Raw genomic sequence first — 12,578 nt, 5'->3', positions numbered from 1 at the left:
GATGTGTATATATTATTCATGGGGGATATTTTTCCACTGGATTTTTTATGAATAAAAGGGGAGATGAAATTATCAGGAAAATAAAACTTTTTGGTACTGGGCTTATTACAGTAACGCTTATCTCACTAATGCTACTCACTTCAGGATGTTCTCAGCAAGGTACGGAAAATGAGACTGGACGTATAGAAAACGAGACTGGGTATATAGAAAACGAAACAAGGCATATCGAAAATGAAACTGAGACTCCAACAAATAGAACTGAGTATAGGGAAACTGAACGTGAGAATTTAGAAGAGGAAGTTGAAGGTGTACCTCAAGAAATATTAAATGTTGTGGAGAAAAGCGACAGAAATGTCATGCAAACGTTAGCTGACAGAAACTTCACAACTTTTGTTGAGCTTCTCAACGTTGCAGGACTTGAGCCGCTCCTTGCCGAGGAGGGAATTTATACTGTCTTTGCTCCAACTAACGAAGCCTTCGCCGAACTTCCTGAAAACGAGTTGCCTGCGCTTGAGAACAATACCCGGGCGCTGGAAAAAGTCTTAACTTACCATGTTGTTTCCGGTAAAATACTGATGGAAAATAATCTTGAAAACATGACGAGTGTCAAGACACTTGAAGGAGAAGAACTCCCCATCACTGTGACAGCAAATGGTGTTCAGGTTGGCGGTGCAAACATAACGGAAGCGGACATCGTAGCCAGCAACGGGGTGATTCATCAGATAGATAAGGTGTTAACCCCTCCGCAGTGAAGTGTAAATTACAGGCTTCTCCATGAGAAACTGACTGCAAACAGAGAGACTCACTCTGGAGTCATGAGAGAAGCTTTCATATTCCTTTTCATTGCTTTAATTTTCTTTCCTGCTTCTTCTTTCCTGCTTCTTCTTTCCTGCTTCTTCTTTTCTGCTTCTTCTTTTCTGCTTCTTCTTTTCTGCTTCTTCTTTTCTGCTTCTCATAAATCTGGTAGTCCACAATAACAATGGGCGACGCTGCTGATGTTTCTCTGGAACAATAGCAACTGAGTAAGTTTTCGAGAACTGGTAAAAAAGTTAAATCTATGAAGGAAATAATTATATAAATGTATATATATTATGCATAGGGGAACGGATTTTTCTATTTATGTTTTAGACTGAAAGGGGGAGAGATTATTAGTAAAATAAGATTTTTTGGTACTGTGCTTATTACAGCACTGCTTGTCTCGCTAATACTTTTCGCTTCCGGCTGTTCTCAAAAAACATCGGAAGACGAGAATAGACTAGAAAATATGGGGGAAAATTTAACTGAGAAAAAAGAGAATTTGACAGAAATAAAAGAAAATTTAACTGAGAGAAAAGAGAACTTAACTGAGAAAAAAGAGAACTTAACAGAAATAAAAGAGAATTTAACTGAGAAAAAAGAAAATTTGACTAATAGAACGGAAGAAATAGAGAAGAATTTGACTAACAGAACCGAAAAAATAGGGGAGAATTTGACTAATAGAACTTGACGAAAGTAAAGAAGAGTTTAAACATAAAAGTAACAAATAGAAAAAGGAAAACCAACAAGGTAAAATCGAATAATGAGCTATTGGTCAAATTAATAAGGCGTAATCCCGATTCAATGAAGAAAAAAATAAAGGGGTCGATTCAAAAGTCGCAAAGAAGCTTTCGTTACTTTTTAATTGTTTTATTTTTCTTTTTTAACTTATTTGTCTTTTCAATTATAGTGCCGGGGCTCAGATACTAAATAATATGAGCGGCAGGGCGATCTACGATTAGCCGGAAAAAAGAGGCTTTTCCTGTCATGGGTTTTCATTCACTTATCCAGGTCTTTGCTTCAGAAAACTCTTCATTTTTAAAGATTCCCACCGGACACGGAATGGCAAACTTAAACATTTTGACGGCATTAATTATCCAGTCCACGTCAGAGACGACCGCAATTTTCTCAAATGCTGTGATGTGTCGTAAGCCAACCGCGGCATCTTCCAGCATAGCTTCGCTGGTAAAATCTTTAAATTCCTTGCCCAGAAGATAAAGTATACGAATCTTTCCGTACTTTTGTATTTTATCATCAATGGCCGGAATAAACACCTTTTCATAATCTTCCTTTGTTACCATTCCGCTTGCACTAACTGCCACAATGTTTCCCGGCAGATCTTGTATAATTTCTAGCATTTCATTCCCCCTTTTAATATAAGACAACTGCAGCGTTTCACAGGACGTTTAACCGATCTTTTTCATAAGTTGCTGCCTGATCAGCAATTCAATAGAACTTTCCTGGCATTGTGCCATACGAAATTTTGAGCCTTCTTAAGCCATTTGTTGATTTGTTTTCCGGCTGACTATGCTCCGTAAAGCGGCTACGAATTTACCCCCTTTTATTCCTGTAATTTAGATAGTAGACAAATTTTCATTCCTGAAGATCAATGCTGTCCAGTATTGGAAAATGCTTTAAACAAACGGCACCAACAGCATAGAGAAAGTATTGTCCCAAATCCCCATTAAAAAACCTCATAGACCCCATGCGGCTTATATACCGAACTAAACTTCTCCGGAAAGGCTCTGATAAAGGCATTTTCTGTTGAACATTAATTGCTTATGTCAAGCCTGTTCTATTTCATTGGATAACGCTACAAAATCAATCTAATATATTATTCCTGCTGAATATAAGTTTTGACTCAAGGCGGTTACAACTAATGACCTGATCTATTAGACGAACTAATTTTCATACTCTCTTATGGAGAAAAGGAACAATTTATTGTTAATTGGAAGATAACTTTTGATAAGTTTAACTCTTTAACTCGAATTCAGATAAATTCGGTCTACAGGTCATTTATGAATTCAAATCCAGAATTATTTTTTTATGGAGATTAAAGTGAATATGACGCCTGTACAAAATCCTAAAAGATTCCTTAACTTCTCCCTTTTCCAGGGAGCCTTACCCTCCAGCCCTAAACAAATTCCCCTGGAAATCACTGCAGGGATTGCGTTCGCAGCATTTGCCATTCCTGAGGTTATGGGGTATACCAGGATTGCAGGTATGCCATTGATTACCGGGATCTATACAATCCTGCTTCCAATGCTGGCTTTTGCTATTTTCGGTTCATCCCGCCATCTCGTAGTTGGAGCCGATTCTGCAACTGCGGCGATTATAGCGAGCGGACTGATAACAATAGCCGTACCAGAATCTCCTCAATACATTGCATATGCCGGGATGATCGCTCTACTTGCAGCAATCTTTCTTCTTCTTGCAGGCCTGCTACAACTCGGTTTTCTGGCTGATTTCCTCTCACACACAGTCCTGATAGGATTTCTCACCGGTGTCGGCATCCGTATCTCGATCTCACAGCTTGGAGGAATGTTAGGGATATCCGCAGGGTCATACGGAACGTTTATGCAGCCTGCATCTTTAGCGAGAGACCTGAATCTTACAAACGTTCCGACACTCATAGTCTCGTTATCCGTAATCGGGATTATTGTTCTTAGCGAAAGAATCGGAAGCAAAGTCCCAGGTGCACTAATAGCGATCATCGGGGCAATTACTGCAAGCTGGATGTTCGATCTTTCTTCTTACGGGATTACTATCCTTGATACGGTACCCGGAGGTTTACCTCATCTTTCTTTTCCTCAAGTCCCACTTTCCGATATCCCCAAGCTCCTTAACACCTCAGTAGCCTGTTTTATTATCATTCTTGCCCAGAGTGCTGCAACATCCAGGGCTTATGCTATGAAGTTTTCCGACACTTTCAATGAGAATGCAGATCTAATCGGATTGAGCCTTGCTAATGCAGCAGCAGGGATATCAGGCACTTTCGTAGTCAACGGCAGCCCGACCAAAACCGAAATGGTCAGAAGTGCCGGGGGGCGTACCCAGCTTACCCAGCTTACAACGGTCTTTATTGTCCTGATAGTCCTGATGTTCTTTACCAGGCCATTCGCCTATTTGCCCGCTGCTGTACTTTCATCGATGGTATTCCTTATCGGTTTGAGACTTATCGACATCGAAGGGATGAACGCTCTTCACAGACTACGTCCTGTAGAATTCAATGTTGCCCTGATAACAGCCATAACGGTCGTAGTTATAGGCGTCGAGCAGGGAATCGGAATAGCTATCGTACTCTCGGTCATTGCTCACCTGCGCCACAGTTACCGACCACTTAATTTGCTGCTTGTTCCAAAACCAGGTGGAGCCATGAGGACAGTTCCACTCGAAAAAGGGCAGCAAGCTGTTGAAGGCTTGTTGATCTATCGTTTCGGATCAAATCTCTACTTTGCCAACGAAAACCGCTTCACGAAAGAAATAATTGCACTCGCCAAAAAAGATGGCTCACTTAAATGGTTTTGCATTTCCGCAACGAACATCGGAGATATCGATTTCACCGCCATAGAGACACTCAAAAATGTATACTTCCGGCTGCAACAGATGAATATCACTCTCGTGTTAAGCGACGTGGTGCAACCTGTTATGAATGAACTTGATAGAGACGGCATAACCACAATGGTTGGCAGGGACCATATCTTTGAGTCGGTTCAGGATGTTATAGAGGCGTATAAGGGAGGAACAGATTAAGAGATCAACAGACAGCTTACACTAATTCTAAAGGATTCACTTATTCCAAAGGATTCACTTATTCCAAAGGATTCACTTATTCTAAAGGATTCACTTTTTCGATTCCATTTTTTTCGATCCCATTTTTTTCGATCCCATTTTTTTCTAATATCCCTAATTTTCACACTGAACCTGCTTTTTCGGATGCCCACTTTGAAATCAGCACAACTACGCTTCTTCCCTGGACAAGGTAGTTGTTCCCATTTGTCCGGATTTCTTCTCCGGCTCCGGCAATATCCAGAGGAGAAGACAGGAAAGTGTCGATTGCCCTGTACCAGCTTCTGCCTGTGCCTTTAAGTTCTGGAATCTCGAACTCCAGAGGTTCCCAGTACATATTCATCATAACATGGATATCTTCCTCGTCTCCGGGTTCTCCCATGGTAAAAGAAAGGGCTCTTGCATAAGGGTCATCCCAGCCAGGACTGTAGAGCTTGCAACCGTGCCAGGAAATATCTTTCAGCCCACGTTCATTTTCCTTACCTGTAAAGTAACGGGGACGAAGGATAGTAGTATGGCGTTTCCGAAAATCGATCATCAGTTTCCAGAAGCGGAACATATTCCGATTTCTTTCCACAAGGTTCCAGTCAAACCAGCCGGTCTCGTTATCCTGGCAGTAGGCGTTGTTGTTGCCTTTTTGGGTACGCCTGACTTCATCCCCCATGGAAATCATCGGAACTCCTACGGAAAGCAGCAGTATAGTGGCGAAATTTTTTATCTGCCTTTCCCGCAGGGCTTCGATCTCCAGAACATCCGTCTCTCCTTCAGCCCCGCAGTTCCAGCTCAGGTTACTGTCAGTCCCATCTCTGTTATTTTCCCCGTTAGCCTCGTTGTGCTTATAGTTGTAAGAAACAAGGTCGTTAAGTGTAAACCCATCATGGCAGGTCACGAAATTAACACTATTGATCGGAAGCCTTGATTCGGACTGGTAGAGATCGGGACTTCCGGCAATCCGGCTTGCAACCCTCCCTACAAGCCCCGGGTCTCCCCTGACAAAGCGGCGGATCTCATCCCTGTAGTAACCGTTCCATTCTGCCCACCTGGGCCCTGGGAAGTATCCTACCTGATTGAGTGCGGCCGCGTCCCAGGCTTCTGCAATCACCTTTATATACCCCAGGGCATCGTCCAGTTCGATCTGCCATATCACAGGGGGATACTTCATAACTTTTCCATTGGTATCCAGTGAAAGAATAGAGCCCTGGTCAAAACGAAAACCATCAACGTGCATTTCTTCTGTCCAATATTTTAAACAATCTACTATCAGCTTCTGGGAAATCGGATGGTTGCAGTTTACAGTGTTTCCGCAGCCCGAATAATTGCTGTAATATTGCCTGTCAGGTTCCAGGTGATAGTAAATGCTGTTATCTATGCCTTTGAAAGAAAAGACCGGGCCCAGGTGGTTTCCTTCAGAAGTGTGGTTGAAGACCACATCAAGGATTACCTCAATTCCGGCTTTGTGCAGGGCTTTGACCATATCCCGGAATTCTTTCGTATGGTCTCCGCGTTCAGGGTTTTCGCAATAGCCGCTGTGAGGAGCAAAAAAACATATGGGGTCATATCCCCAGTAGTGCCTTTTCCCCTCAGGGCTTATGGTATCATCAAAATCAAAGACAGGCATCAGCTCTACCGCAGTGATACCAAGATCTTTGAGATACGGAATTTTTTCTATGATCCCTGAAAAGGTGCCGGGAGCCCTAACCCCGGAGGTCGGAGATCTGGTAAATCCTCCCACATGTAGCTCATAGATGACGGTTTCGTTCAGTTCTTGCAGCCTGCTTTTGCCGGAGAGCTTCTCCCCCATTCCGGGCATCTCATATACTTTTTCTGCCTTGATGTGACTGTTATGTTCCCACCTGTACCGGGAGGAATCTATCACTACGCTCCGCATGGATGTCGCAAGGTTGTCTCCTGGCACGCTGGCTTTTTCTCTGTCCCAGAGGGTCTTGTTATTTCCCCTTGAGTAAGGATCTATCAGGACTTTCCCCCCATCAAAACGGTACCCTCCGGAGGGATCAAAAGGACCGCCTATCCTGTAGGCATAGTGAACTCCGGGCTTCAGGCCTCGTACATATACGTGCCAGAAGTGAAAAGTTTTGTTAAGGGCAATACCTGCAGCCTCAACGATTTCAACTTCCTGTGAGGTTTCAATTTCCTGCAGAGTTTCCACTAAACTCTCAACTTTTCCGGGGCGTGTAAGTTCTTCGACTCTGTTAGTGGAAAGGACAAGCACAGGCTCCAGATCATCGTGTTTGTCGAAAAGCAGGAGTTCAACATAATCGGCATGTTCAGAATAAATTGAAAAATTAACTCCTTCTTCATCACACATCGCTCCAGGAGGGTGTGGGTATCCTTTTTCAATTTTATAACTGCGCGTCTTCAAAATCTGTTCGTAATCCGTATTATAGTTCTCCCGAGGTTATTTTTTGATTCCTTGCAGTATGCCTGAAGTTCTGAAATTGATAATGACCCTTGTATCCTGATAAATTCTTTTTGATTATCTTTCTCAAATGTTCTTTTGACTGAATGAATCTAACCGATGCTTCTCTTTTAATTCTTTCATATAAATTATACAGGATTTAGATCTGGTGAATATTGTGGAAGAAATACAAATATAATCCTCAATTCTCTTGCTTCCATTTTTGTTTTGTCTGATTTATGTGCTTTTGAATTATCAAGTATAAATACTATTATTTTCCTTTTGTTCTTTTTGATTAGATTCCATGGTACAAAGTGAGCAATTAGTTTTAAAATATGGGCCGTGGTAGCGTCAATACTATGCACTAAAAATCTTAGCTTATATTTTTGTTAAGATGTTGGCTGGATCACAAAAAAGAAAAAACTATAGTAGCCAGAACAATTATTATAACCGAGGATTTTCTATGGCTAGTCAGGATTTTTCTGTGAACATGCGGGAAATTTTTAAAAATATTTCCAATTCGATGAGAGCAGAGTTAGAAATAACACGTTCTGCTATTCCGCACTCTGGAGAAAAGGGTCAAATTAATGAAGAGGTTTTCAGAAATTTCTTGAGTAAATATTTACCAAAGTCGTTAGACATATCAACGGGTTTTGTTATAGATACGAATGGTGGTATAAGTAGACAATTAGATATTATAATATCAGACGCTGCAAAGACGCCCATTTTTTTTGAGAATGGAAAAAGTAATAAAAAAATCCGTGTGATACCAGTTGAATGTGTTTATGCAATTATTGAAGTTAAAACCAAACTTACTAAGCAAGAAATTGATAGCTGTATAGTAAATATGGAAAGCGTAAAAAAACTTGAAAAAAAAGCATATGTACTACCACCTCGAAGTATAAGAATAAACATTTTACAATATGGAAAAGAATGGGACATTTGCCCTGTTAACTATTACGTTTTTGCTTATGAGGCAGATAATTTACAGGTACTTCGTGATTATCTTTTGGAGAAAGTCAAAGAAAAAGATCTACCTGTACATTTAAGAGTTGATACTATATGCGTTCTGAATGAAGGACTTATAACAAATTGGTTGCCCAAAATATCAAAATTTGAATCATTACCAGAAGAAGGTTCAGATTTAATTGTGATTTCAACAGAAGATGCTTTATTGCTGTTCTACCTGATTACAAGTAGACATTTTTTTCAGACATATTTGCCATGTATCATGCCCGTACACTATGCTCCATTTATACCACTCGAAATTTCATTTCCAAAAGAAAAATGATGCATAAAGGATTACCTAAAGACCTAGAAATCTCCTCTAAAATTTTGATTTTTAAATATTAACTGAGAGCTAATCATGAGACTCCGGTAACCTCATTAAATTCACAGATAAATATAGTACACACCCGCCAGCCTGTCTGGCGGCCCTTCCCAAAAAAGAAAGAAATACAGATTTGAAAGAGAGACCAGGAAGAAATTTTTGCTTTTTAGACTGTTTAGTTCTCTTTTTAACTCACAGGCGTCTACAGCAGCTTTTCCTTTCCTGTTCTTGTATTCTTGCATCTCTTCTTTCTTCTTCTGTTCTGTCTTTTTGGGAAGACCGCTCTCCTGCGTCTCTTTACTTTACCACTGTTTTTAAGTTAGTCCGCTTGAACTAAGCTTATTGCTAACATCCATAAAAATAGTCTGCTTGAGCGCAGCTCACTACTACAACTTAAAATCGGCCCTCTTGAGCGAAGCGAAAAGGGCAGCGTACTGCAGAGCCGCAACTCTGCTGAAACAGACCACGGACCCCGAGGCGCAATTCGGGCTGCAGAGCCGCAACTCTGCCGGGATAGGAACGGTTCGATATGGTAAATAATGCTTTACGATCAGATAGATCTACTACTTGGCCACTTAAGCGAAGATCAACGTATAATCTACAAATTAGTTTGCCTGAGCAGAGTGAAATAGACTACGGGCTCGAGAGTTGCAATTGGAGAATTCAGGAGTTTGAGCCATAAATTGTCTTTTCAAAAACGTCAACCATATAAAGTTAGACGACAAAATTTTTGGACTCTCATTATTCTGTTTTCGATCCGGAGGCAAAATACCTATTTATCACTGAAGGTTCAATCCTTTTAAGATAAAGGAAAATGAGGTACCTGTTCTGGAAGAAGACATCATAGAGGTAAATAACCTTGAATATTTTTTCGGCGAGGTAAAGGCAGTCGATAACATCAGTTTTACAGTCAAAAAAGGGGAGATCTTCTCATTTCTAGGGCCAAACGGGGCGGGAAAAAGTACCGTAATCAATGTCCTTACCACCCTCCTGCCTGTTCAGAAAGGGAGAGCAAGGGTTGCAGGCTTTGATTTGAAAACAGAGCCTCAAAAGGTAAGGGAATCCATAGGGATTGTTTTTCAGGAACTTACCCTTGATAGGGATATGACGGTGAGGGAGATTCTGGAGTACCACGGGAGGCTCTATTCCATGCCGAAGGCTGCAAGGCAGGAAAGGATTGAGGAGCTGATCAAACTGGTAGAGCTTGAAGGAAAGCGGGACACTCTCACAAGGCGCCTCAGCGGCGGGATGAAGCGCAGGCTTGAGATTGCGAGAGGGCTTATGACCCGTCCGAAAGTGCTTTTCATGGACGAGCCTACAATCGGGCTTGACCCTCAGACGAGGATAAGGATCTGGGAATATGTAAAGGATATAAATCGGCAGGGCACAACCATTTTCCTGACAACCCATTATATGGACGAAGCCGACCAGCTCAGCGACAGGATAAGCATCATAGACCACGGGAAGATAATTGTCACAGGCAGGTCATGGGAGCTAAAAAATGCCCTTGGGGAGGACCTTATTTACCTGGAGACCAGCGATAACCTGGAAGCTACAGAGTCTCTCAGGCAGCTCGACAGTGTGAAAGGAATCAGGGAAAAAGAAAAAGGAATAGTTATCATGGTCAATACGGATGGGACATACCTGCTGCCCGAGATCATGGACAGGCTTCGAAACGGGGGGATAAGGATCAGGGCAGTAAACCTCAAAAAGCCTTCAATGGATGATGTTTTTGTCCACTATACAGGACGGGAGTTAAGGGATAGCGGAGCAGAAAAGAGTTCGGTTGCAGTCGTGAGAGCAGGGAGGCGCTAAGAGATGCGCACAGGATTTCTTACCATCTACTGGCGGGACATGCTGAGGTTTGTCCGGTTCAGGACCCTCCTGTTTGCCTCCCTTGTCCAGCCTGCTCTCTGGCTTGCCTTTTTCGGGATTGCAATGTCAAACAACTTTGAAAGGCTGACCTCGACCCTGCCTGTCGATCCCAATGCCAGGACTGTTGGCTACCTGACCTTCATAGGGGCAGGCGTTATTGCAATGACCACACTCTTTACGAGCCTGTTCGGAGGGACCGTGCTGCTTTTTGACAAGAACTGGGGGCTTATGCGCGAAACGCTTTCAAGTCCGATTCCGAGAATCCATGTGATCATAGGGATAGGGCTCTCCGGCATGACAAAATCTTTCATCCAGGCAGCCGTGATCATGGGGTTCGGGCTTTTACTCGGAGTCCAGTTTTTTGAGGGATATACTCCGATGCAGATCGTATATTCCCTGATAGGAATCATGGTTTTTGTGGGTACGTTTTCTCTCGGGTTTCTTTTCCTTTCGGCCGCAATCGCAATAACCATGGAAAGCCCCGAAGGGATGCAGGCAGTAATAACCCTGCTCACCATGCCTTTCTTTTTCACAAGCAATGCCCTTTATCCTGTAAACTCTTTCCCGCCTGTACTCCGTGCCCTTTCCATAATTAATCCGCTCACACATCTTGTCAGCGGGATCAGGTATTTTGCAATAGGGAACGACTTTTCTGCAATCGGGATCCGTTATATTTACGCGCCGGGAGAAGTCTTTATTTCCTATCTCGCCCTACTTGCTTTTGCAGGAATAATGTTTTTGATTGCAAGGTGGAGATTCAGCAAGGTCACAGTTACATAACTGCTACATGATCCACATATCAGAACAGAAAAAATGTTCGGAAAAGAGAAAATATCGGAAAAGAGAAAATATCGGAAAGGAGAACGAAGTATTCAGAGGAGGGAAAGGGGGAATTCTATGGTATGCACACACAGGGACACAATAAAAGTAGAGGATTTCAAACCTGGGGAAAAGGGATGTGAAGAATGCCTGAAAAGTGGGGATAGCTGGGTACACCTGAGGATATGCCTGACCTGCGGGCATGTAGGCTGCTGTAACCAGTCAAAAAATAAACATGCAACAAAGCATTTTGAAGAAACCGGGCATCCTGTAATTCAATCTTACCAGCCTGGTGAGAACTGGAAGTATTGTTATATCGACCGCGAGTACCTGGAATGAAGGAGTAGAAATAAAAAAATACTGGCTCTTCGCTGTTTTATGTGGGTAACTTACATTCATCTCATAAATGTCAAAGTAGCATATCTAAAAGTTAGAAGCACTTCTGGTTGAAAAGCACATTCAAGTGTGATGTTTCTCTTTTGGCCTAGCTACTTTCTGACTGAGCAATTATTTTCAACCCACATAAAACAGCGAAGAGCCAAAATATTCTCTTATAACCCACGAACCCTGCAGTGAAAGGGTTGAAATGAAAATTACCTGCAGCAAGAATTCGAAAACCCAAAACAAGAAAAACAGCTGAAAGTCCTTGTTTTCATAGAAAACAAACCTTTTTTCAGAAACTTAATTTCCAAAAATATATCCCTCTTTTTAGCCATATTTTAATAAAAAACAATTAGATAAATATAGCTTAATTATCCCTCTTTTGCCTTACTTTAGTAAAAAACAATTAGCTAAAAATAGTTCAATAAAATGGATGTAATGAGTTTAGCAGGTCAGGTGGTAGTCCTTGTAACAGGAAGGAATAAAGGTATAGAAAGAGATACCTGTTTCGCTCTGGCAAAAGAAGGAGCAGACATCGTCATTGCTGCAAGGCAAGAAAGTGAATCCAGGGAAACTCTGGATAAATTGAAGAGCATGGGAATAAAATGCTGTCCCCTACATAAAAGGAAGCAACAATAGAAAAACCATCAATATTTCCTCTGCAGGAGAGCTGCACGGGCTTCCGGAGTTCTCCTTATATTGCGGCTCGAAATTTACTGTAAGCGGCATAACCGAAGCAATCGTTTCCGAACTGGAAGGGGGAAAAGTTCATTCGATCTGCTCTGGAGCTGCGGATTGGATATGTAACGTCAATCTATGCCGACAGGCCCGACCTCAAACCTGCACATCTTGCGTAACAGGTTCAGGAACTCACTTCACCTTATTCGGAAGTTGTATCCGGGAAGGTAATTAAAATAAGTGCTCTGCCTATCCCTCAACTTTGAAAATGAAATCAGTAGCAGGCAAAAAATCGAAGTTCGGTTGAACTTACCGGACTCTGTAAATTACTCTTCAAATTACTCTTCAAATTACTCTTCAAATTACTCTTCAAATATCTTATCTACTGAAATTTCCCTTTTCCTTTTTAGGGGGGTGTTAAAGAGAGTTTTTTAAAATTTTTTTCAATTCTCTATTTTATCGATTATATAGAATTAAGAAAAAGGGCTGACTGAG

The 12,578-nt window shown here is 41.8% G+C and carries 13 protein-coding genes and 1 pseudogene; 10 read left to right on the top strand and 4 right to left on the bottom strand.

All coding sequences use genetic code 11. The features are described from left to right. The first annotated feature begins 47 nt into the window (after nt 1-47). On the top strand, nt 48-752 hold the full coding sequence (locus ACSAZL_RS10905) for a fasciclin domain-containing protein (RefSeq protein WP_440948687.1): 705 nt from the start codon (nt 48-50) through the stop codon (nt 750-752). An 88-nt stretch (nt 753-840) separates the two neighbouring features. Here the strand turns inward: ACSAZL_RS10905 and ACSAZL_RS10900 are convergent, their stop codons facing one another. Continuing rightward, nucleotides 841-972 (bottom strand): hypothetical protein, encoded by a 132-nt coding sequence (locus ACSAZL_RS10900; protein WP_440948686.1) that lies wholly within the window; start codon nt 970-972, stop codon nt 841-843. Between the two features lie 202 nt (nt 973-1,174). Between ACSAZL_RS10900 and ACSAZL_RS10895 the strand changes: the two genes are divergently transcribed. Then, entirely contained in the window at nt 1,175-1,486 is a 312-nt protein-coding gene (locus ACSAZL_RS10895) for a hypothetical protein (RefSeq protein ID WP_440948685.1), read from the top strand. 304 nt (nt 1,487-1,790) lie between these two features. Here the strand turns inward: ACSAZL_RS10895 and ACSAZL_RS10890 are convergent, their stop codons facing one another. Further along, a complete protein-coding gene (locus tag ACSAZL_RS10890; RefSeq protein ID WP_440948684.1) occupies nt 1,791-2,153 on the bottom strand; it encodes an STAS/SEC14 domain-containing protein in 363 nt (120 codons plus the stop codon). A gap of 706 nt (nt 2,154-2,859) precedes the next feature. Here ACSAZL_RS10890 and ACSAZL_RS10885 point away from each other — a divergent pair. Further along, the gene (locus tag ACSAZL_RS10885; RefSeq protein WP_440948683.1) at nt 2,860-4,548 is read left to right on the top strand and encodes a SulP family inorganic anion transporter; all 1,689 of its coding nucleotides are present in this window, start codon (nt 2,860-2,862) and stop codon (nt 4,546-4,548) included. Between the two features lie 160 nt (nt 4,549-4,708). On the opposite strand, the gene glgX is transcribed toward ACSAZL_RS10885, so the two are convergent. Next, nucleotides 4,709-6,910 (bottom strand): glycogen debranching protein GlgX, encoded by a 2,202-nt coding sequence (gene glgX, locus ACSAZL_RS10880; protein ID WP_440948682.1) that lies wholly within the window; start codon nt 6,908-6,910, stop codon nt 4,709-4,711. 50 nt (nt 6,911-6,960) lie between these two features. Then, nucleotides 6,961-7,299: pseudogene (locus ACSAZL_RS10875) on the bottom strand (transposase); the annotation flags it as partial. 164 nt (nt 7,300-7,463) lie between these two features. Between ACSAZL_RS10875 and ACSAZL_RS10870 the strand changes: the two are divergent. The 7 genes from ACSAZL_RS10870 to ACSAZL_RS10840 all read left to right on the top strand — a co-directional run bounded on the left by ACSAZL_RS10870 (nt 7,464) and on the right by ACSAZL_RS10840 (nt 12,318). Beyond that, nucleotides 7,464-8,291 (top strand): DUF6602 domain-containing protein, encoded by an 828-nt coding sequence (locus tag ACSAZL_RS10870; RefSeq protein ID WP_440948681.1) that lies wholly within the window; start codon nt 7,464-7,466, stop codon nt 8,289-8,291. A gap of 447 nt (nt 8,292-8,738) precedes the next feature. Then, a complete protein-coding gene (locus tag ACSAZL_RS10865; protein WP_440948680.1) occupies nt 8,739-8,870 on the top strand; it encodes a hypothetical protein in 132 nt (43 codons plus the stop codon). A gap of 264 nt (nt 8,871-9,134) precedes the next feature. Next, complete coding sequence (locus ACSAZL_RS10860; RefSeq protein WP_440948834.1) at nt 9,135-10,145, top strand: ATP-binding cassette domain-containing protein; 1,011 nt, start codon at nt 9,135-9,137, stop codon at nt 10,143-10,145. Nucleotides 10,146-10,148: 3 nt separating this feature from the next. Then, the gene (locus ACSAZL_RS10855) at nt 10,149-10,985 is read left to right on the top strand and encodes an ABC transporter permease (RefSeq protein WP_440948679.1); all 837 of its coding nucleotides are present in this window, start codon (nt 10,149-10,151) and stop codon (nt 10,983-10,985) included. Nucleotides 10,986-11,102: 117 nt separating this feature from the next. Beyond that, nucleotides 11,103-11,363, top strand: coding sequence for a UBP-type zinc finger domain-containing protein (locus tag ACSAZL_RS10850; RefSeq protein WP_440948678.1), 261 nt, complete (start codon nt 11,103-11,105; stop codon nt 11,361-11,363). Between the two features lie 480 nt (nt 11,364-11,843). After that, the gene (locus ACSAZL_RS10845; RefSeq protein ID WP_440948677.1) at nt 11,844-12,044 is read left to right on the top strand and encodes an SDR family NAD(P)-dependent oxidoreductase; all 201 of its coding nucleotides are present in this window, start codon (nt 11,844-11,846) and stop codon (nt 12,042-12,044) included. Then, on the top strand, nt 12,025-12,318 hold the full coding sequence (locus ACSAZL_RS10840; protein ID WP_440948833.1) for a hypothetical protein: 294 nt from the start codon (nt 12,025-12,027) through the stop codon (nt 12,316-12,318). The genes ACSAZL_RS10845 and ACSAZL_RS10840 overlap by 20 nt, the downstream gene beginning before the upstream one ends. The last annotated feature ends 260 nt before the right edge of the window (nt 12,319-12,578 follow it).

Source organism: Methanosarcina mangrovi (assembly GCF_052057765.1).
Classification (GTDB): Archaea; Halobacteriota; Methanosarcinia; order Methanosarcinales; family Methanosarcinaceae; genus Methanosarcina.
Note: the sequence above shows the minus strand (reverse complement) of the source record. Positions and strands in the feature narration are given on the sequence as shown.